Annotated in this window: 14 protein-coding genes, 3 rRNA genes and 1 other annotated feature; of the genes, 5 read left to right on the top strand and 12 right to left on the bottom strand. The window is 41.4% G+C overall.

The genetic code is table 11. The annotated features are described in order from the left end of the window. Positions 1-11 precede the first annotated feature (11 nt). Complete coding sequence (locus tag NSQ62_RS00135; protein ID WP_341323854.1) at positions 12-1,250, top strand: cation:dicarboxylase symporter family transporter; 1,239 nt, start codon at positions 12-14, stop codon at positions 1,248-1,250. Between the two features lie 50 nt (positions 1,251-1,300). On the opposite strand, the gene NSQ62_RS00130 is transcribed toward NSQ62_RS00135, so the two are convergent. Beyond that, complete coding sequence (locus NSQ62_RS00130) at positions 1,301-1,924, bottom strand: RraA family protein (RefSeq protein ID WP_341321953.1); 624 nt, start codon at positions 1,922-1,924, stop codon at positions 1,301-1,303. 147 nt (positions 1,925-2,071) lie between these two features. Between NSQ62_RS00130 and NSQ62_RS00125 the strand changes: the two genes are divergently transcribed. Further along, positions 2,072-2,449 carry a sodium:proton antiporter gene (locus NSQ62_RS00125; protein ID WP_341321952.1) on the top strand — a complete coding sequence of 126 codons (378 nt, stop codon included), beginning with the start codon at positions 2,072-2,074 and terminating at the stop codon, positions 2,447-2,449. Positions 2,450-2,624: 175 nt separating this feature from the next. On the opposite strand, the gene NSQ62_RS00120 is transcribed toward NSQ62_RS00125, so the two are convergent. From NSQ62_RS00120 to NSQ62_RS00110, 3 genes are all read right to left on the bottom strand, one after another. After that, a complete protein-coding gene (locus NSQ62_RS00120) occupies positions 2,625-3,293 on the bottom strand; it encodes a deoxynucleoside kinase (protein ID WP_341321951.1) in 669 nt (222 codons plus the stop codon). Then, entirely contained in the window at positions 3,293-3,928 is a 636-nt protein-coding gene (locus NSQ62_RS00115; RefSeq protein WP_341321950.1) for a deoxynucleoside kinase, read from the bottom strand. Before NSQ62_RS00115 ends, NSQ62_RS00120 begins: the two co-directional genes overlap by 1 nt. Positions 3,929-4,052: 124 nt before the next feature. Beyond that, on the bottom strand, positions 4,053-4,865 hold the full coding sequence (locus NSQ62_RS00110) for a hypothetical protein (RefSeq protein WP_341321949.1): 813 nt from the start codon (positions 4,863-4,865) through the stop codon (positions 4,053-4,055). Positions 4,866-4,970: 105 nt separating this feature from the next. On the opposite strand from NSQ62_RS00110, the gene tadA reads away from it, so the two are divergent. Together tadA and NSQ62_RS00100 are read left to right on the top strand one after the other, a co-directional pair. Then, a complete protein-coding gene (gene tadA, locus NSQ62_RS00105) occupies positions 4,971-5,468 on the top strand; it encodes a tRNA adenosine(34) deaminase TadA (protein ID WP_341321948.1) in 498 nt (165 codons plus the stop codon). 10 nt (positions 5,469-5,478) lie between these two features. Next, entirely contained in the window at positions 5,479-6,165 is a 687-nt protein-coding gene (locus NSQ62_RS00100) for a YwaF family protein (RefSeq protein WP_341321947.1), read from the top strand. Positions 6,166-6,186: 21 nt separating this feature from the next. Here the strand turns inward: NSQ62_RS00100 and NSQ62_RS00095 are convergent, their stop codons facing one another. Together NSQ62_RS00095 and serS are read right to left on the bottom strand one after the other, a co-directional pair. Further along, a complete protein-coding gene (locus NSQ62_RS00095) occupies positions 6,187-7,038 on the bottom strand; it encodes a hydroxymethylglutaryl-CoA lyase (protein WP_341321946.1) in 852 nt (283 codons plus the stop codon). Between the two features lie 136 nt (positions 7,039-7,174). Next, positions 7,175-8,467, bottom strand: coding sequence for a serine--tRNA ligase (gene serS, locus NSQ62_RS00090; RefSeq protein ID WP_341321945.1), 1,293 nt, complete (start codon positions 8,465-8,467; stop codon positions 7,175-7,177). Between the two features lie 97 nt (positions 8,468-8,564). Next, positions 8,565-8,781 (bottom strand) — a binding site (T-box leader). A 154-nt stretch (positions 8,782-8,935) separates the two neighbouring features. On the opposite strand from serS, the gene NSQ62_RS00085 reads away from it, so the two are divergent. Further along, entirely contained in the window at positions 8,936-10,330 is a 1,395-nt protein-coding gene (locus NSQ62_RS00085; RefSeq protein WP_341321944.1) for a PLP-dependent aminotransferase family protein, read from the top strand. A 44-nt stretch (positions 10,331-10,374) separates the two neighbouring features. On the opposite strand, the gene asnB is transcribed toward NSQ62_RS00085, so the two are convergent. The 6 genes from asnB to NSQ62_RS00055 all read right to left on the bottom strand — a co-directional run bounded on the left by asnB (position 10,375) and on the right by NSQ62_RS00055 (position 20,505). Continuing rightward, positions 10,375-12,195 (bottom strand): asparagine synthase (glutamine-hydrolyzing), encoded by a 1,821-nt coding sequence (asnB, locus tag NSQ62_RS00080; protein ID WP_341323853.1) that lies wholly within the window; start codon positions 12,193-12,195, stop codon positions 10,375-10,377. Positions 12,196-12,306: 111 nt separating this feature from the next. Continuing rightward, a complete protein-coding gene (locus tag NSQ62_RS00075) occupies positions 12,307-13,641 on the bottom strand; it encodes a D-alanyl-D-alanine carboxypeptidase family protein (RefSeq protein WP_341321943.1) in 1,335 nt (444 codons plus the stop codon). A 144-nt stretch (positions 13,642-13,785) separates the two neighbouring features. Further along, positions 13,786-15,249, bottom strand: a complete 1,464-nt coding sequence (guaB, locus tag NSQ62_RS00070) for an IMP dehydrogenase (protein WP_341321942.1) — start codon at positions 15,247-15,249, stop codon at positions 13,786-13,788. A gap of 379 nt (positions 15,250-15,628) precedes the next feature. Then, positions 15,629-15,744, bottom strand: a 5S ribosomal RNA gene (rrf, locus tag NSQ62_RS00065). A 59-nt stretch (positions 15,745-15,803) separates the two neighbouring features. Further along, positions 15,804-18,731 (bottom strand): 23S ribosomal RNA (locus NSQ62_RS00060). A gap of 219 nt (positions 18,732-18,950) precedes the next feature. Then, positions 18,951-20,505: ribosomal RNA gene (locus tag NSQ62_RS00055) — 16S ribosomal RNA — on the bottom strand. Together the 16S, 23S and 5S rRNA genes form the textbook arrangement of a ribosomal RNA operon. Positions 20,506-21,327: the final 822 nt, after the last annotated feature.

Raw genomic sequence — 21,327 nt, 5'->3', positions numbered from 1 at the left:
TTAGCTTAGCCATGCAAATTTTAATTGGTTTAGTTCTAGGTGTTATTGTAGGTGCTGTGTTCTATGGTAACACAGACGTACAAGGATACTTACAACCTTTTGGCGATATCTTCTTAAATTTAATTAAGATGATCGTTGTACCGATTATTATTTCGACATTAATCGTTGGTGTTGCCGGAACTGGTGACATGAAACAATTAGGTCGTCTTGGTGGTAAGACACTTATTTATTTTGAGGTTATTACAACAGTTGCGATTGTTGTTGGTTTATTAGCAGCAAATGTCGTTCAGCCAGGTGCTGGAATCAATATGAACGAGCTGCAACAAACAGATATTTCTTCTTATGTAGAAACATCTGAACAAGAAGAAGCAAAGAGCACATTCCAAATTATCGTAGATATTGTTCCAAAAAACATTATCAATGCGATGGCTGAAGGCGATATGCTTGCGATTATCTTCTTCTCGGTTATTTTTGGTTTAGGTGTTGCGGCCATTGGTGAACGAGGAAAACCAGTACTGGCCTTCTTCCAAGGAACGGCGGACGCCATGTTCTGGGTAACGAACTTAGTAATGAAGTTCGCACCAATTGGGGTATTTGCACTGATCGGTGTAACCGTTTCCAAGTTTGGTGTATCCTCCCTAATACCATTAGGGAAACTAGCGATTTTAGTCTATGCGGCGATGTTCTTCTTCGTAATCGTAGTACTAGGTATCACTGCAAGAATCTTCGGTATTAACATCTTCAATTTAATCCGTATGATTAAAGACGAGTTATTATTAGCGTTCTCTACTTCTTCATCTGAGACGGTATTACCTCGTATTATGTTAAAAACAGAACAAATGGGTGCGCCAAAGGATATCGTATCATTCGTTATTCCGACAGGTTACTCATTCAACCTCGATGGTTCGACACTTTACCAAGCAATTGCGGCACTCTTCATTGCGCAAATGTACGGTATTGATCTGTCAATCATGGAACAAATCACATTAATGCTTGTATTAATGGTGACATCTAAAGGGATTGCTGGTGTTCCAGGGGTATCATTCGTTGTACTTCTTGCAACATTAGGCTCTGTAGGTATTCCACTTGAAGGTTTAGCGTTCATTGCAGGTATTGACCGTATCTTAGATATGGCGCGTACAGCTGTAAACGTAGTAGGTAACACATTAGCAACACTTGTTATCGCGAAATGGGAAAAGCGTTTCGACGACAAAAAGTTTGCTGCGTATCAAGCTGCTAACTTAAAATAATTCATAAAAAGCCGCGTGTATGAGGGTGAGGCCTCTACACGCGGCTTTTGTTATTTTACTACTTTCGCTAAGTAAGCACGAATCGATTCCTCACCATTATGTAAGGCTTCTTTTTCGCGTGCTGCGTCTTTTTGTACTTTTAGCTCTGATGCTTCCATTACCTTTTCAATATCAGCTTGTGGCACAATAATGACCCCGTCGATATCACCGATTACGTAATCTCCTGATTGTACAACCACACCCCCAACTGCAATGGGTACATCAACAGTCCCACCACCGTTTTTACTACCAGCAGCTACCGTTGTTCCTAATGAAAATACAGGAAAATCAATCGTACGGGCCGCGGCTAAATCGCGAATCACTCCGTCTACAACAAAGCCTTGTACACCCACACCTTGTGCAAGCTGCATGACAAAGTCTCCTGCCACTGCACGATTCGTATTGCCCTTTGCATCAATGACTAAAATATCCCCTTTACTTGCCCGACTAATCGCTTCTAGTACCGCGCCATTTTCCCCGTCTGGTAAGCGTACCGTTAATGCACGCCCTGCGATTTTAAAGTGATCTGCGAGTGGGCGAATATTCGCTGCAACGTTTGTATGTCCACCAGTTGCATCAGATATCGCTGTTGTTGGTAGTGCAAGTAAGCGCTGTTCTACTGTTTTTAAAGTCATAATCCCATCCCCTTTTGACTATACTGTTCGTAAAATACGAGACAGTTTTAGCATACGCGAAATAACTTTTTCTCCGCAATAGTTTTGTGTTACAAATTTATCCATAAAGGGAATCATACTTTTAACTAATAAAAGGGGGGAATAACGATGAACAATCCACTCATTGAACAAACGACCAATGATGCGGGCCAAACCATTTATCAAATGAAAACAATGGACATTGATGTTGTTGCACGCTTAACTGGTGGAATCGCCCCAACCATTACCTATATGCACGGTGAAAAGGATGTAACGGACGACATTCGCGCCATTCGTTTTCATTATGAAAGCCCAGCTGACTATATTGAAAACTACGCCGCATTTCAGTCGATGCTGTATCAAAAAGAACAGCGCGCGGTAAATGCCCTCTATGAATCCATTAGCATCAAGCCCAAAAACATGTCGACAGGCAAACAAATTTTGTGGAGTTTCTTTGTGTTTTTACTTGTGCTCATTCCTGTATTTTTTGTTGTCTGGCTGAAGTAAGAAAGCGTTAAAGCGCCCTTTAAACCCCGACAGGCACTGGAGGAGCCGACTCTATCACTTTTGCAGGAGGGTTCGAAATGCCTGAGAGGCTTTCCTAGACACTACTATAACGTCAAAAAATTTTAAAAAAAGACCCGATTCTATGATTTTGCGTCATAGAACCGGGGCATCAATATTATTTACGTAAATGACTTGTTTGCTCGAGCATATAGGCGATGCGTGCGACAACATCTTCTACTTGATCTGGGTTTTTCATTAGATCGTAATCGTTAATATCAATACGTAACACTGGGCACGCGTTGAAGTTGTTAATCCATTCTTCGTAACGACCGTGCATCTCTTCCCAGTACGTATGTGGTGTTTGCTGTTCCATCTCACGTCCGCGCTCTTGAATACGGCCAATTACATCATCAATCGGACCTTCTAGGTAGACAAGTAAGTCTGGGTGTGGGAAGTACGGTGTCATCACCATGGCATCAAAAAGATTTGTATACGTTTCGTAATCAGTTGGTGTCATTGTACCTTTATCGAAATGCATTTTCGCAAAAATACCTGTATCTTCATAAATTGAACGGTCTTGAATAAAGCCGCCACCATATTCAAAAATGCGTTTTTGTTCCTTAAAACGCTCTGCTAAAAAGTAGACTTGTAAATGGAAGCTCCATTTTTCAAAGTCGTCATAAAATTTATCTAAATAAGGGTTTGTATCAACCTTCTCATAAGATGTGCGGAATTTTAATGCGTCCGCTAGTGCCTTGGTCATTGTTGACTTTCCAACACCAACTGTCCCTGCAATCGTAATGACCGCATTAGCAGGAATATTGTATTTTTCTCGTAAATTCATTATTGATGCGAACTCCTTTGTTGTAACTTTTGTTCTACTAGTCGTAAAACATACTGTAAATCCTCTTCGCTTTTCACGAAATCAAGCTCGTCACCATTTAGCTGAATTACCGGAATTTCAGGATGCATCTTTTCGAAATGACCAATAAATTCATGATAGTCACTTGCTAGTTGTTCCATATATTCACGTGTAATGTTTTTCTCAAATTCACGACCTCGCATCGCAATTCGCTGCATTAACGTATCTAAGCTTGCATGTAAATAAATGACCATATTCGGTTTTGGCATGTCGGCTGTTAAAATTTTATAGATGGCTTCGTACTTTTCATACTCCGCAGTTTTTAACGTACGCTTCGCAAAAATTAAATTTTTAAAAATATGATAATCGGCCACAACTGAATGTTGCTCATCTAAAGTCCGATGAATGTCAGACAGTTGCTTATAACGATTGCACAGGAAAAACATTTCTGTTTGAAAGCTCCACTCATCAATATTTTCATAGAACTTACCTAGAAATGGATTTTCATCTACAATCTCTTTTAATAAGTGATAATTAAACGTTTGTGATACGGCCTTAGATAATGAGGTCTTCCCAACACCTATTGGACCTTCTACTGTTATAAATGGCACAGACATTAGAAGTACTCCTTCTCTCTTTATAGTCAATGCTTTACATTTTATCACAACGCTCTATAGACAACAAAACAAACAATTCCATTTTACTGAATTCGTGTGAGAACGCTCATTTAATTAGAATTATTTAGTCAAATTGGGAAAGCACCTTTTCTTGTTCATCAAAAATCCGCGTGTGTTTCTGTTCATATTCGGCTTCAATTTTTTCCTGTTGTGTGCGTACCATGTCTTCTAGAGATTGTTCCTTTTCTGAAAATCCTTGCTGAAATTTTTCCTGCTGTTGGTCCATCTTTTCATCTAAATCTTGGAGCGCCTCAAATAATTGATCATCGAGCTGAGTTTGTGATGCTTCCTCACTATCTCCTAGCTTTTCAATCGCTTCATCGCGCTGTTGTTCAAGCTGTTCACATGTTTCTTCGTACTGTTCTTCTAGTTGAACAAACCGCTGCTCAAACTTTGTTAAGACATCCATTAACTCCGCGTGCAGTGTGTCCAGTTCCTGTTCAAAGTCCGCCATGAGTTCACGAGTAACTTCGACTTGTGTTAACAATTCCTTTTGTCGCTTTTGGTAGGCTTTAAACTTCGCGCGTTCTTCTGCTTGTTGTTGTTCCAAAATTTCAATTTTCGTTACCTGATAGTCTTGGAAATGTTCATTAAATTCGGCTTCGTATTTTTTTAATATAACTTCTTTTTTATGTTGAAATAATTTTTTTATTTTTTCAATTGCTTCTGTACGATTATTATTTAGTGTAGACTTTTCATTATTTTGCTGTTCCTCTAGTACTTTTAACTGCTGTTCGTATTGCACTTCTAATGCCGCACGAATTTGCTGCTCGTTTTTATCAATCGTTTGCTGCTTTTTTTCATACTCAAGCTCTAGTGCTTCTAGTTGCTGTTCATAATAGTCATTTACTTCTTCAATTGTTTGAAATGCCTTCATCGTTCTTACCCCTTCAAACATTTTCTTTCATCATAGCATGATTCATTCAAATGTCGCGCGCACATTTCGAATCATGCTACACTACCAATAAGGAGTGATAGATGAATGCTCACAAAAGATCATTATTACATGCAACAAGCATTAGAAGAAGCTCAAAAAGCTGCAGTACTTGGCGAAGTCCCTATCGGCGCTGTACTTGTATACAAAGACGAAATTATTGCACGGGCCCATAATTTACGTGAAACGACCCAAAATGCGCTAACACACGCAGAAAGCATGGTCATTCAAGAAGCTTGTGAAAAAATTGGCAGCTGGCGATTAGAAGAAACAACGCTCTACGTCACATTAGAACCGTGTCCGATGTGTGCCGGTGCCATTTTACAATCACGTGTGCCTCGCGTTGTTTACGGTGCACGCGATCTAAAAGCGGGCTGTGTGGATTCGCTTTACCGACTTTTAAACGACCCGCGCTTTAATCATGAATGCATCGTTACAGAAGGTTTATTAGCGGATGAATGCGGACAAATTTTAACGGACTTTTTCCGCGCCTTACGCGAACGAAAAAAACAGGAGAAATTAATGCGAAAACAACGTGAAGAGTAGGTGATCAGGAATGAACGGATTTACGATTTTTGATTCAGTTCATCTAACATGGCTTATCGGTATCAGTTTGTTTTTTATTATCGCACTATATAGCTATCATTATTTTTCCACTAAACAGCAACAGTTTTTTCAAAAAATCATTTTTTGGCTGTTGCTGTTTTTGGAAATCACAAAGCAACTTTACTTAGTCATTACCGACCAATATTCGTATTGGAGCCCACCACTGCATTTATGTGGGCTTGGTATTTTTATCATTGGCTGGCATAGTTATTTCCCGAACCGGACAACGGCGACTTTACTCTTTACATTAACGTTACCAGGTGCCGCGATTGCGCTTTTGTTCCCTGGTTGGGCAGCTGATGCGGTTTGGAGCTTTTTACATATTCATAGCTTCGTATTTCATGCGTTACTCATTGTGTTTGTGTTAGTACTCGTGAAAGAACAGCAGCTGAAAACTCAGTTTCGCGACTGTTGGCGAGCCGTACTCTTTTTACTAGTCACCATCCCGATTATTTATGCTTATAACGCAAGATTCAACACGAACTTTATGTTTTTAAATAAGCCTGTAAAAAATACACCGCTACAATGGCTTTATGATGCATTTGGTGCCTCGGGGTATTTAGTGAGTTTAACAGGCGTGATTTTTATCATTTGGATTGTGCTTTATACACTGAAAACCATGAAAAAAAGTAGCTAATCTTCTAGCTACTTTTTGTCTTTATTTAAGCATTTTCGCATACAAAACGGCTTCTTTTAATTTCACTTCATCAATTCCGGTTTCAATACCCATTTCAGAAAAGAGCTGTACGACTTTCTCCGTTGCGACATTGCCTGTTGCACCAGGAGAAAATGGACAACCACCAAGACCTGCAACGGAACTATCAAACTTTGTCACCCCGGCTTGTAGTGCGGCTAGGATATTGGCATAAGCAAAACCATTGGTATCATGAAAATGCGCGACAAACGTCATTCCTGGAAAATCTCCTGTCAATTGTGAAAAACGCTCAAAAACGATTTTAGGGTTGGCCTGCCCATTTGTATCCCCAATCGAAATTTCATCAACCCCGTGCTCCGCAAAATGGCTAACCACCCGCTTCACCTGCTCGTAAGATACCGCCCCCTCATATGGACAACCAAAACACATCGACACATAGCCACGAATGAAGAGATTGTGCTGTTTCGCTTTTTTAAATACCTCTGCACATTCTGCTAAGGAATCTGCGATCGAACGATTAATATTTTTTTCATTAAAGGTTTCACTCGCACCGACAAAAACAGCAATTTGGGGAACGCCTACTTCAATTGCACGCGATAATGCCTTTTGATTTGGCGTTAATGCTAAAAATGTTATATCCAGCTCGCGACTGAAGTTTGCTAGTTCTAGTGCATCCTTCATTTGTGGTACCGCTTTTGGGTGGACAAAAGAAGCGGTTTCAATCCGTGAAAAGCCTGCTTGTGCTAATCGTTCAACGAGTTGCTTTTTTTGTTCTGTTTCAACAAATTTTTTTTCGTTTTGCAAACCATCACGCGGACCAACTTCAATAATTTCTACTTGCTTTGGAAACTGCACACAAAACACCCCTCGCTTAAATTCATTTGAAAATACATTAATTTCCTAGAATATAACAAATTTCACTGTGCACGTAAATGAATAGCCAAACAAAAAACACCAACCTACTGGAAAAAGTAAGCTGGTGTAAATATGATTATTTTGCAGAAATAACTTCCACGCCACCCATGTATGGACGTAACGCTTCAGGAATCACGACTGATCCATCTGCTGTTTGGTAGTTTTCTAAAATCGCAGCAACCGTACGACCAATTGCTAAGCCTGAACCATTTAATGTGTGTACATATTCTGGTTTTGCTCCTGCTTCACGACGGAAACGGATGTTGGCACGACGCGCTTGGAAATCTTCAAAGTTTGAACAAGAAGAAATCTCACGGTACATATCTTGCGCTGGAATCCATACTTCTAAATCGTATTTTTTTGCAGCGGTGAAGCCTAAATCAGCCGTACACATTTTTAATTTACGGTAAGGTAAGCCTAAAAGTTGTAATACTTTTTCTGCATGGCCAGTAAGAAGCTCTAATTGCGCATAAGAATCTTCTGGTTTTACAAAGCGTACTAATTCTACTTTGTTGAATTGGTGTTGACGAATTAAACCACGTGTATCACGGCCTGCAGAACCTGCTTCTGAACGGAAGTTTGCACTGTATGCAGTGAATGCTTGTGGCAAGTTTTCTGCTGCTAAAATTTCATCACGGTAATAGTTTGTTACTGGTACTTCAGCCGTTGGAATTAAGAAGTAATCCATTTCGTCTTCTTCACGTACTAGCTTGAATACGTCTTCCTCAAACTTCGGTAATTGGCCTGTACCTGTTAATGAATCGCGGTTAACGATTTGTGGAGGTAACATTTCTGTGTAACCGTGGTTATCAGAATGTAGGTCCATCATGAAGTTAATTAACGCACGCTCAAGTCGTGCGCCTAAGCCTTTATAGAATAAGAAACGGCTACCTGTAACTTTTGCGCCACGCTCGAAGTCTACAATATCTAAATCTTTCGCGATATCCCAGTGTGCTTTTGTTTCAAAATCAAATTGTGGCACGTCACCCCAAGTGTATTCTTCTACATTGTCATCCTCTTCTGTTCCAACTGGCACAGACTCATGTGGGATGTTTGGTAAGCGCATCATCATATCCTTGAACTCTTCTTCAATGGCATTTAACTCGGCATCTAATGCTTTAATTTCGTCGCCTACTGTACGCATACGTGCGATTACTTCTGTTGCATCTTCTTTGTTACGTTTCATGACAGAAATTTGCTCAGACACTTTGTTACGCTCTGCTTTTAACTCTTCTGTTTTTGCGATTAACTCACGACGCTTCGTATCAAGGCCTTCAAACTTATCTAAGTTCCCTAAATCCTCATTACGTGTAAGAAGCATTCGTTTTACTTCGTCAAAATTTTCACGGACACGTTTAATATCTAACATGTTCATTCCTCCTAAAGTTGATGAAATTGATGACCCTGAGCACTTTCGCGCGTTAACGTGTTAGCGAATTGAACACAAAAAAGCCCTCAATCCCTATAAAAGGGACGAGAGCTACCCGCGTTGCCACCCTAATTGAATAGAAAACATTCTATTCCACTTAAATCATAACGACTTTGGTCAGCCGGCCTTAATCTACTAACGTTTCGAAAAAGGCATCTCAAGGACGGATTCACAAGTGTTTTTATCAGCTTCCACCACCCGCTGACTCTCTTTGAAAAAACGCGCTTGCTACTACTTCCTATCATCGAATTCATTTATAAATTTACACTTACTGTACTATAAACCATACGTTATTGCAAGTTACCGCTAAAGTATTCAAGGATTTCACAAAAATAAGCTATACTTCCCTAGCATTGTTCATTATGATTAAAATTAACATTTTAAGCAAGTCAGTTGAGGAGGGTTTTTATGTTATTTTTCCAGCTCAATAAAGAACAAACAATTCCATTATACGAACAACTTTATATCGGTATAAAAAACGCCATCACCAATAATCAATTAGACGTAGGCACACGCTTACCATCAAAACGAGAATTAGCCGAATTTTTTACGATTAGTCAAACGACCGTCGAACTTGCCTATGCGCAGTTACAGGCAGAAGGTTATATTATGTCCAAGCCTCGTATTGGCTATTTCGTGGAGGAAGTGGATAGTTTACCTTACCGCGAAGCAGCGCCCATTTTACCACTTCAGCAAACGTTGCAGCAAACGACTTTTACAACCGATTTTTCAACGGCAAAAATTGATGAGGATGCTTTTCCATTTACGATTTGGCGTAAGTACGCAAAGGATGTACTCGACATGCCCTTCAAGCATTTACTACAAACGGGTGAACGCCAGGGAGAACTCGCCCTACGCATTGAAATTGCGAACTATCTTCATCAATCTCGTGGAATCCAGTGTCAACCAGAGCAAATTGTTATCGGTTCCGGTACCGAGCAACTGTTACCGATGATTTTAAAGCTACTTGAAGTGGATGTGTTATTAGCACTTGAAAACCCAGGCTATTCACCGATTCCAAGAACACAGCTCGCACAATTAGCAATTCCAATTGATGTTGATCAAGATGGGCTTATTATTGAACAACTCCAACAAACAAACGCCAATGTTGTTTACGTGACACCATCACACCAATTTCCAACCGGCGCTGTTCTATCTGCGAATCGCCGTACACAGTTATTAAAATGGGCCGCAAAAGAACCCGATCGCTATATTATTGAAGATGACTATGACAGCGAGTTTCGTTATATAGGAAAACCAATTCCTGCGCTGCAAGGTTTAGATCAACATGACCGTGTTATTTATTTAAGTACCTTTACAAAATCACTGATGCCGTCACTGCGCGTTGCTTATTTTGTGTTACCACCAACGCTTGTGTCTCGTTATCAAGAGCAGTTTAATTATTATTCATCGACCGTACCACGCTTTGAGCAACATATTTTAGCGAACTTTATGAAAGACGGACACTTTGCGAAGCATTTAAATCGCATGCGCAAAACGTATCGCAAAAAGCATGATAAATGCATTGATCTATTCACAACCTACTATCCGCAAATAACGATTTCAGGCGATGCTGCGGGTACCAATATGTTAATTTCATTTGAACATGAGCGATCAGAACTTGAATTACAAACAATCGCGCATGAACATGACATTTACATTTTGCCCTTATCCAATTACTATTTAACGGCTAAAATACCTTCTAAACGTTCCTTTTTATTAGGATTCGGCTATTTACCTCTTGAGGCAATCGAAACAAAATTACATGATTTAATGCAGATTTGGAGCATCTTAAAAAAGTAACTTCTTATTACACTATCTATTGTTATTTAACAATAGATGGTGCTTTATGTTGAAATAATATTAATTCGGTAATGCTCCACCCATTCATGCACTTGCATTAAATACGCTAGTAACTGCGGACCTGCCATCAGCTGGCCAAACCAGGGCACCTGAAATGACTTTCCACCACTGGCAATTAATTGTTCTAGTTGCGCACGATCGAACAACTCATGCAGCACAGAGTCTTTCTGTTGCAAGATTGCTGCTAACCGCTGCGAGACAAGCTTTGTATACAGTGGATGATACGTTTTAGGATATGGGTTTTTCTTGCGCTCTACCACTTCTATTGGTAACTCTGCACGAAAGGCCTGACGTAAAATTCCTTTCTCCATCGCACCACTATTTTTCATTTCCCATGGAATATTCCACACATAGTCAATGATTGTATGATCAGCAAACGGCACTCGCACCTCCACACCTGCCCCCATCGACATCCGGTCGTTACGCTCTAACAAGGTTTGCATAAAGAATTGATTATTTAAATAAAATAATTGCTGGCGCTCACGCTCTACTTGGTCGCCTAGAAATTCAGGCATTTGTGCGAGCGCTTCGTTGTATGTGTTCTCTAAATAGTCCGTTAACCGCAATTTCTTTTGCCAATGCTCACTCAGTAAGCCTTCACGTTCACTTGTTGCACGTAGCCAAGGAAATGCAGTTTGCTTTTGTGAATAAAACCATGGATACCCACCAAATACCTCATCTGCACATTCCCCCGACAACGCTACCGAATGCGTCTTTTTTATTTCCTTACAAAATAAATAAAGGGAACTATCAATATCCGCCATACTTGGCATATCTTTAAATTGTATCGCCTCTGTTAAGGCGTCGACAAGACTTTGTTGCTGTAATTCAATTTGTGTATGCTTTGTACCATACCGTTTTTGCATTTTTCCAATCCAAAATTCATCCTGTGTCGTTTGAAACGCATTCGTTTGGAAATGCTCGTTATTCTCTTCATAAGCTACCGAGTATGTTGCTAAAGTTTTATCAGTATAAGAAAGTTGTTTTGCTGCAATAGCAGTTAAAATACTCGAATCTAGACCACCTGATAACATTGTGCAAATGGGAACATCACTAATTAACTGACGACATACCGCATCAGAAACTAATTGATGTACTTTTTCTATCGTTTGCTGTTCATTGTCTTTATGTTCTCTACTTTCAATATCCCAATAACGTTGACGGGTCACCTTGTCACGCCTAACCACCATTATATGTGCAGGCTTCAATTCATGAATGCCCTTAAATATGGCATGACCCGTAATTCGTGAAGGTCCTAAACTCAAGAGTGCTGCAAGCCCATCCTCGTCTACTTCTGCTTTTACAGATGGGTGTGCAAGAAGCGCCTTAATTTCCGAAGCAAATAGCACCCCTGTACGATCTTCCACATAAAAAAGTGGCTTCACACCTAAGCGGTCACGACATAAAAACAGTTGTTCTAGGTCGGCATCCCATATGGCAAACGCATAAATCCCATTTAAATAGTCAACGCAGTGTTCTTTCCACTCAATATACGCTGTTACTATTACTTCTGTATCCGATGTAGAAAAAAAATGATACCCCTTCTCTTCTAACTGCTTACGAAGCTCGGCTGCATTATAAACTTCTCCATTATAAACAATTGTATACACACCTTTGGTCATCGGCTGTGAACCGGTTACTAAATCAATAATAGCTAGCCGCTTATGCCCAAGTAACGCATGTTTTGAAGCAAAATAACCCTCACTATCTGGGCCCCGATGTGCTAATGTTTCTGTCATTTTATTAATAAGCCGTTGCTCGGATATATCCTTGGTAAAATCAATAATTCCGGCAATACCACACATGCTCATCCCTCCATAACAACACTATATGAGTTCAGAGCTTAGACTAAAATTTGTCCAACAAAAAAAGAGCATTTTTATAAGTAGCTCACTTATAAAAACACTCTTACTAAATTATAAAGTTGGGTTTGCAAAACCAAAGACACCGTTCCATAAATTACTGAAGAAGTTACCGATTCCTTGGAAGAACAGTGAGAGCTTGCCTGCGCGCTCAACTGCTTCTGTTGTGACAACATCTGCTGTAATTTCAGAACCATCAATATAGCCGTAATCTGTGCCCTCTGTACGTTCAACGATGACTTGACCAACAACTTGATCCTTTTCAACTCCAGCTTCAAGCTCTTCTGTATTTAATACTAATGATGGTGAGTACGCATCTTTATCCGTGGTTTTTACCATCACTGTAATCGGTTCTTTCACAGCGATTTTTACGTCGTCTGCTTTCCCTTTTGTTACAGTAAGCGTTTTTTGCTCTTCAAATGTATAGTTTGCTGGAATAATTTCTTGTTTTGAAAATTGACCAAAACCGTAGTCAAATAATTTTGCTGTTGCATCAAAACGCGCTTTGTAAGAGCCTACACCTTTTGAATCTACCGCTTTCATGACAACTGCGATTAAGCGCGTATCGCCACGTTTCGCCGTACCTGTGAACGTGTGACCGGCAAAATCAGTTGTACCTGTTTTTAATCCATCTACACCTTCGTATTCATAGACAAGACCTGGTAACATGAAGTTCCAGTTTGACATGTTAATTGCATCTTCTGTACCTTCACGGAAAACCTTTTTTGGGATTTTCGCCGTTTCTAACATTTCAGGGTGATCTTTTAATAAATTATATGCTAATTTCGCCACCGATTTCGCGGGCATCACATTTTCATCATTTTCCCCTGTACCTGCTGGGTGCATACCCATTAAATCTGAGTTATTTAATCCTGTTGTGTTAACGAATTTATAGTTTTCTAAACCAAGCTCTTCTGCTTTTTTATTCATTAACTTTAAAAATTCAGCTTCTGTTCCTGCGATTGTCTCGGCGATTGCGATTGTTGCTGCATTGGCAGAATAGATGGCCATTGCTTCATATAATTCTTTAATCGAATATGTACCGTCTGCACGTAGTGGAACATTACTTAATAAACGATTATGAGAAAGTTTATGTGTATATTCGTTTACATTATATTGTTGCTCCCACGTAATTGAACCTTCTTTAATAGCATCTAATAATAAGTACTCCGTCATCATTTTCGTCATACTTGCAATACCTAAAGCTGTTTCTGCATTTTGCTCATATAAAATTTTTCCTGTGTCAGCATCTATTAATATTGCTGCGTCTACCGTTAAGCCTAAATCACCCGCTGCATTTGCCTTAGCAGGTGCTAACGTCAACATGCTTAAAAGTAATACAGGAATCAACATAAAGCTTAACATTGTTTGTTTATTTACCTTTTTCACAAAGCTACCTCCAAATTTTTTAATCTCTTGTCTACGTCATTTTATCATACATATATAGACGAATGTGCCCTGTTATTAATAAAAAAACGCTACTCTCATCAAGTTATGACGAAAGTAGCGTTTGAAAGGTTCATTTTATAATTATTACATTGAATAGTTTGGTGCTTCCTTCGTAATTTGTACATCGTGTGGATGTGACTCACGTAAGCCAGCACCTGTCATTTTAATGAATTGTGATTTTTCACGTAAGTATTCTAAATCAGGTGCTCCGCAGTATCCCATACCAGCGCGAATACCGCCGATTAATTGGTGAATTGTATCTGCTAAAGGCCCTTTGTAAGGAAGACGACCTTCAATACCTTCTGGCACTAATTTTTTCGCGTCTTCTTGGAAGTAACGGTCTTTTGAACCTTTTTCCATTGCACCAAGTGAACCCATACCGCGATAAACTTTGAAGCGACGTCCTTGGAAGATTTCTGTATCCCCTGGAGATTCAGAAGTACCTGCTAAAAGTGAACCAAGCATTACGATGTGACCGCCAGCTGCTAAAGCTTTTACGATATCACCAGAGTACTTAATACCACCATCAGCGATAATTGCTTTACCATATTCGCGAGCAACTGAAGCTGCATCGTATACTGCTGTAATTTGAGGTACACCAACACCTGCAACAACACGAGTTGTACAAATAGAACCTGGTCCAATACCTACTTTAACTACGTCAGCCCCTGCATCAAATAAAGCACGCGTACCTTCAGCTGTTGCTACGTTACCTGCGATAATGTCTAAGTTAGGATACGCTGTACGGATGTCTTTAATTGTGTTTAATACACCTTGAGAGTGACCGTGTGCTGTATCAATTACGATAATATCTACTTGCGCTTCCACAAGTTTTGCAATACGCATCATTGTATCTTTAGAAACACCTACTGCTGCACCAACTACTAAACGACCATGTTTATCTTTAGCAGCGTTCGGGAATTCGATTACTTTTTCGATATCCTTGATTGTGATTAAACCAGTTAATTTACCTTCATCATCAACGATTGGTAATTTTTCGATTTTGTATTGTTGAAGAATTTTTTCAGCATCTTCTAAAGTCGTTCCTACAGCTGCTGTAATTAAATCTTCCTTTGTCATAACATCATCAATTTTTAAAGAATAATCTGAAATAAAGCGTAAATCACGATTTGTAATAATCCCAACTAATTTTTGATCTTCCATGTTGTTTACAATAGGGACACCTGAAATGCGGTATTTGCCCATTAAGTGCTCTGCATCAAATACTTGATGTTCTGGCGTTAAGAAGAATGGGTTTGTAATAACACCGTTCTCAGAGCGTTTTACTTTTTCTACTTCTTCCGCTTGTTCATCAATGCTCATGTTTTTATGGATAATCCCTAACCCGCCTTGACGAGCCATTGCAATCGCCATTTTTGCTTCTGTAACTGTATCCATACCTGCAGAGATCATTGGAATGTTTAACTTAATGTTATCAGTTAATTGCACAGATAAATTAACGTCCTTTGGTAATACTTCAGAATGTGCTGGTACTAATAATACGTCATCAAATGTTAAACCTTCTTTAGCAAATTTTGTTTCCCACATTTTTGAGAATGCCTCCTATTAGAAAAGAATATTATTGTAAGGTTAACAACGTAGTCACCCACTGTCAAGAATCTTAGAAAAGTAAAATAATTCGGAATATTAAAATCCCATTGGTATTCTCTAGTTCAGCTAATAAATTCCTACTAATTAATTTATCATTTTGCCCATATAAAATAATATCTAAACAAAATGATAACTATCCTTTAGCATGCTTAATACCATTCTTTTTAGAAATGGTACTCATATTAAAATTATACACCTTATCAATGTAAGCGTGTACATTACTATAGTAGAAACTCATAATAATTACCTATATTTAAGCAAAAATAATTATTTATAACAACAAAAAAACCACTGATTTCTCAGTGGTTTTACGATTACCTAGCGACGCCCTACTCTCACAGGGGGAAACCCCCAACTACCATCGGCGCTAAAGAGCTTAACTTCTGTGTTCGGTATGGGAACAGGTGTGACCTCTTTGCCATCATCACTAGATTATTTGAAAGAATTATTCTTTCAAAACTGGATAAACGGTTCATTGATGTTCATAAATTGTGGTTAAGTCCTCGACCGATTAGTATTCGTCAGCTCCACACATCACTGCGCTTCCACCTCGAACCTATCTACCTGATCGTCTTTCAGGGGTCTTACTTACTTGCGTAATGGGAAATCTCATCTTGAGGGGGGCTTCATGCTTAGATGCTTTCAGCACTTATCCCGTCCACACATAGCTACCCAGCGATGCTCTTGGCAGAACAACTGGTACACCAGCGGTGTGTCCATCCCGGTCCTCTCGTACTAAGGACAGCTCCTCTCAAATTTCCTACGCCCACGACGGATAGGGACCGAACTGTCTCACGACGTTCTGAACCCAGCTCGCGTACCGCTTTAATGGGCGAACAGCCCAACCCTTGGGACCGACTACAGCCCCAGGATGCGATGAGCCGACATCGAGGTGCCAAACCTCCCCGTCGATGTGGACTCTTGGGGGAGATAAGCCTGTTATCCCCGGGGTAGCTTTTATCCGTTGAGCGATGGCCCTTCCATGCGGAACCACCGGATCACTAAGCCCGTCTTTCGACCCTGCTCGACTTGTAGGTCTCGCAGTCAAGCTCCCTTATGCCTTTACACTCTACGAATGATTTCCAACCATTCTGAGGGAACCTTTGGGCGCCTCCGTTACTCTTTAGGAGGCGACCGCCCCAGTCAAACTGTCCGCCTGACACTGTCTCCTACCCCGCTAAGGGGCATGGGTTAGAAGTTCAATACAACCAGGGTAGTATCCCACTGACGCCTCCTCCGAAGCTGGCGCTCCGGGATCTCTGGCTCCTACCTATCCTGTACAAGTTGTACCAAAATTCAATATCAGGCTACAGTAAAGCTCCACGGGGTCTTTCCGTCCTGTCGCGGGTAACCTGCATCTTCACAGGTACTATAATTTCACCGAGTCTCTCGTTGAGACAGTGCCCAGATCGTTACGCCTTTCGTGCGGGTCGGAACTTACCCGACAAGGAATTTCGCTACCTTAGGACCGTTATAGTTACGGCCGCCGTTTACTGGGGCTTCAATTCGCAGCTTCGCTTGCGCTAACCACTCCTCTTAACCTTCCAGCACCGGGCAGGCGTCAGCCCCTATACGTCACCTTACGGTTTTGCAGAGACCTGTGTTTTTGCTAAACAGTCGCCTGGGCCTATTCACTGCGGCTCTCTCACGCTTGCACGCTAACAGAGCACCCCTTCTCCCGAAGTTACGGGGTCATTTTGCCGAGTTCCTTAACGAGAGTTCTCTCGCACACCTTAGGATTCTCTCCTCGACTACCTGTGTCGGTTTGCGGTACGGGCACCTCTCACCTCGATAGAGGCTTTTCTTGGCAGTGTGAAATCAGGAACTTCGTCCATACGGACTCGTCATCACAGCTCAATGTTAAAGTATGCGGATTTGCCTACATACACACCTTACTGCTTGAACACGCGCAACCAACGGCGTGCTTACCCTATCCTACTGCGTCCCCCCATTTCTCAAACGGTGAGGAGGTGGTACAGGAATATCAACCTGTTGTCCATCGCCTACGCCTATCGGCCTCGGCTTAGGTCCCGACTAACCCTGAGCGGACGAGCCTTCCTCAGGAAACCTTAGTCATACGGTGGACGGGATTCTCACCCGTCTTTCGCTACTCATACCGGCATTCTCACTTCTAAGCGCTCCACCAGTCCTTCCGGTCTGACTTCAACGCCCTTAGAACGCTCTCCTACCACGCATCCATACGGATGCATCCACAGCTTCGGTGAATCGTTTAGCCCCGATACATTTTCGGCGCAGCGTCACTCGACCAGTGAGCTATTACGCACTCTTTAAATGATGGCTGCTTCTAAGCCAACATCCTGGTTGTCTAAGCAACGCCACATCCTTTTCCACTTAACGATTACTTTGGGACCTTAGCTGGTGGTCTGGGCTGTTTCCCTCTTGACTACGGATCTTATCACTCGCAGTCTGACTCCCGTGTATAAATATCTGGCATTCGGAGTTTGTCTGAATTCGGTAAAGCGAGATGCCCCCCTAGTCCAAACAGTGCTCTACCTCCAGTATTCTCAATCACGAGGCTAGCCCTAAAGCTATTTCGGAGAGAACCAGCTATCTCCAGGTTCGATTGGAATTTCTCCGCTACCCACACCTCATCCCCGCACTTTTCAACGTGCGTGGGTTCGGGCCTCCAGTAAGTGTTACCTCACCTTCACCCTGGACATGGGTAGATCACCTGGTTTCGGGTCTACGACCACGTACTAATTCGCCCTATTCAGACTCGCTTTCGCTGCGGCTCCGTCTTCTCAACTTAACCTCGCACGTAATCGTAACTCGCCGGTTCATTCTACAAAAGGCACGCTATCACCCATTAACGGGCTCTAACTACTTGTAGGCACACGGTTTCAGGATCTATTTCACTCCCCTTCCGGGGTGCTTTTCACCTTTCCCTCACGGTACTGGTTCACTATCGGTCACTAGGTAGTATTTAGCCTTGGGAGATGGTCCTCCCGGATTCCGACGGAATTTCACGTGTTCCGCCGTACTCAGGATCCACTCAGGAGGGAATAACTTTTGGGCTACAGGGCTTTTACCTTATTTTGCGGACCTTTCCAAGTCGCTTCGCCTAAATCATTCTTTTGTAACTCCGTATTGAGTGTCCTACAACCCCAAAGAGCAAGCTCTTTGGTTTGGGCTCTTCCCGTTTCGCTCGCCGCTACTCAGGGAATCGAATTTTCTTTCTGTTCCTGCAGGTACTTAGATGTTTCAGTTCCCTGCGTCTGTCTCAAACACGCTATGAATTCACGTGAGTGTACTATCCGATTAAAGATAGTGGGTTCCCCCATTCGGAAATCCCCGGATCAAAGCTTACTTACAGCTCCCCGAGGCATATCGGTGTTAGTGCCGTCCTTCATCGACTCCTAGTGCCAAGGCATCCACCGTGCGCCCTTATTAACTTAACCAAAAGTTAAACTTAAATCAGAAGATTTAAGATTTTAAGGATATTGCACGACCAATTTCTTGATCTATTGTTTGTTTATTACTTATCAATGTCGTTTTATCCAGTTTTCAAAGAACAATGTTTTGAAGTATCTCATTCAATTAAGAATGAACCTTCAAAACTGAACAGCAAACGTTAATGAGTATCTTTCCCATGGAAAGATTTCCGAAATAATCCTTAGAAAGGAGGTGATCCAGCCGCACCTTCCGATACGGCTACCTTGTTACGACTTCACCCCAATCATCTATCCCACCTTCGGCGGCTGGCTCCATAAAGGTTACCTCACCGACTTCGGGTGTTACAAACTCTCGTGGTGTGACGGGCGGTGTGTACAAGGCCCGGGAACGTATTCACCGTGGCATGCTGATCCACGATTACTAGCGATTCCGGCTTCATGTAGGCGAGTTGCAGCCTACAATCCGAACTGAGAACGATTTTATCGGATTAGCTCCCCCTCGCGGGTTGGCAACCGTTTGTATCGTCCATTGTAGCACGTGTGTAGCCCAGGTCATAAGGGGCATGATGATTTGACGTCATCCCCACCTTCCTCCGGTTTATCACCGGCAGTCTCCTTAGAGTGCCCAACTAAATGATGGCAACTAAGAACAAGGGTTGCGCTCGTTGCGGGACTTAACCCAACATCTCACGACACGAGCTGACGACAACCATGCACCACCTGTCACCGTTGTCCCCGAAGGGAAAACTGTATCTCTACAGTGGTCAATGGGATGTCAAGACCTGGTAAGGTTCTTCGCGTTGCTTCGAATTAAACCACATGCTCCACCGCTTGTGCGGGCCCCCGTCAATTCCTTTGAGTTTCAGTCTTGCGACCGTACTCCCCAGGCGGAGTGCTTAATGCGTTAGCTGCAGCACTGAGGGGCGGAAACCCCCCAACACTTAGCACTCATCGTTTACGGCGTGGACTACCAGGGTATCTAATCCTGTTTGCTCCCCACGCTTTCGCGCCTCAGTGTCAGTTACAGACCAGATAGTCGCCTTCGCCACTGGTGTTCCTCCAAATCTCTACGCATTTCACCGCTACACTTGGAATTCCACTATCCTCTTCTGCACTCAAGTTCCCCAGTTTCCAATGACCCTCCCCGGTTGAGCCGGGGGCTTTCACATCAGACTTAAGGAACCACCTGCGCGCGCTTTACGCCCAATAATTCCGGACAACGCTTGCCACCTACGTATTACCGCGGCTGCTGGCACGTAGTTAGCCGTGGCTTTCTAACAAGGTACCGTCAAGGTAGCGCCAGTTACTACGCTACTTGTTCTTCCCTTGCAACAGAGTTTTACGAACCGAAATCCTTCTTCACTCACGCGGCGTTGCTCCATCAGACTTTCGTCCATTGTGGAAGATTCCCTACTGCTGCCTCCCGTAGGAGTCTGGGCCGTGTCTCAGTCCCAGTGTGGCCGATCACCCTCTCAGGTCGGCTACGCATCGTTGCCTTGGTGAGCCGTTACCTCACCAACTAGCTAATGCGCCGCGGGTCCATCCTATAGTGATAGCCGAAACCATCTTTCAACTTCAAAACATGTGTTTCGAAGTATTATCCGGTATTAGCTCCGGTTTCCCGAAGTTATCCCAGTCTATAGGGTAGGTTACCCACGTGTTACTCACCCGTCCGCCGCTAAATCAGAGAGAAGCAAGCTTCTCTAATCATTCGCTCGACTTGCATGTATTAGGCACGCCGCCAGCGTTCGTCCTGAGCCAGGATCAAACTCTCCATAATAGTTAGTTTGAAAGCTCATTTGCTTTGCTAGCGATCCAACTAATTAAAGTTGAAATCTATTGTTTGTTTCATTTAAGAAACTTGTTTTTTCATTAACGTTGCTTGTTCAGTTTTCAAGGTTCATGTTGTTGTCGTTTGTGACAACTTTTATATCTTATCATTTTTAAAATGTTATGTCAACACTTTATTTTAATGATTTTTTCGATAGTGTTTGTCGCGCTTGCGACTTATAATAATATATCACGATATTATTATCTTGGCAATAGTTTTTATTAATATTTTTATTTTAATTGTAAAAACCCTTACCTATATCGATTATTTCAATAAAAAATCGGCTAGCTTCTATTTCAAATAGCTATTCACTAGTTAATCTTGTTCAGTTTTATCTATATAAATACATCGCTAGATAAAATAATTTAGTAAGTACAATAAAGGAATTATGAATAAATAAAAGTTACGTTCGATCAATTTAAAAATCAAACAATTATCTTTACTGTTTTAATAAGAATTATAATAATGATCTGCTTATCCAATCTTTTTACTGCAACTCATAATCTTGGCTTGTCTCTCTATCATATAGTTCACATTAATTCTTGTTCGTTTCTTTTTGATAGTCTAATAATATATAATGATTTCTTATACTTTTGCATCTATAACAATTAGTGTTATCTTTCCAGCATCTTTATCTTTTTTAGATTCATCAAATATGTTTCCTTTCGGTAACTTAGCATCTACAACGAATTTTCTTTGGTCCATTTTTTAAGTAATAAATGTTTATTTAATTGTAGTTTTCCTAGGTAAATAAATACTCGACTATTTTTG

The sequence above is a fragment of the Solibacillus sp. FSL H8-0523 genome (assembly GCF_038051985.1).
Lineage (GTDB): Bacteria > Bacillota > Bacilli > Bacillales_A > Planococcaceae > Solibacillus.
This window is presented reverse-complemented; position numbering and strand designations above follow the sequence as displayed.

Bases quoted from the DNA above. Each gene is read 5' to 3' on its own strand.
- NSQ62_RS00115 (WP_341321950.1), bottom strand. From the start codon at position 3,928: ATGTCTGTGCCATTTATAACAGTAGAAGGTCCAATAGGTGTTGGGAAG.
- NSQ62_RS00100 (WP_341321947.1), top strand. From the start codon at position 5,479: ATGAACGGATTTACGATTTTTGATTCAGTTCATCTAACATGGCTTATC.
- guaB (WP_341321942.1), bottom strand. From the start codon at position 15,249: ATGTGGGAAACAAAATTTGCTAAAGAAGGTTTAACATTTGATGACGTA.
- NSQ62_RS00120 (WP_341321951.1), bottom strand. From the start codon at position 3,293: ATGAATTTACGAGAAAAATACAATATTCCTGCTAATGCGGTCATTACG.
- NSQ62_RS00135 (WP_341323854.1), top strand. From the start codon at position 12: ATGCAAATTTTAATTGGTTTAGTTCTAGGTGTTATTGTAGGTGCTGTG.
- tadA (WP_341321948.1), top strand. From the start codon at position 4,971: ATGCTCACAAAAGATCATTATTACATGCAACAAGCATTAGAAGAAGCT.
- NSQ62_RS00130 (WP_341321953.1), bottom strand. From the start codon at position 1,924: ATGACTTTAAAAACAGTAGAACAGCGCTTACTTGCACTACCAACAACA.
- asnB (WP_341323853.1), bottom strand. From the start codon at position 12,195: ATGTGTGGTATTGCCGGAATTATTGATTTTACCAAGGATATATCCGAG.
- NSQ62_RS00085 (WP_341321944.1), top strand. From the start codon at position 8,936: ATGTTATTTTTCCAGCTCAATAAAGAACAAACAATTCCATTATACGAA.
- serS (WP_341321945.1), bottom strand. From the start codon at position 8,467: ATGTTAGATATTAAACGTGTCCGTGAAAATTTTGACGAAGTAAAACGA.
- NSQ62_RS00125 (WP_341321952.1), top strand. From the start codon at position 2,072: ATGAACAATCCACTCATTGAACAAACGACCAATGATGCGGGCCAAACC.
- NSQ62_RS00110 (WP_341321949.1), bottom strand. From the start codon at position 4,865: ATGAAGGCATTTCAAACAATTGAAGAAGTAAATGACTATTATGAACAG.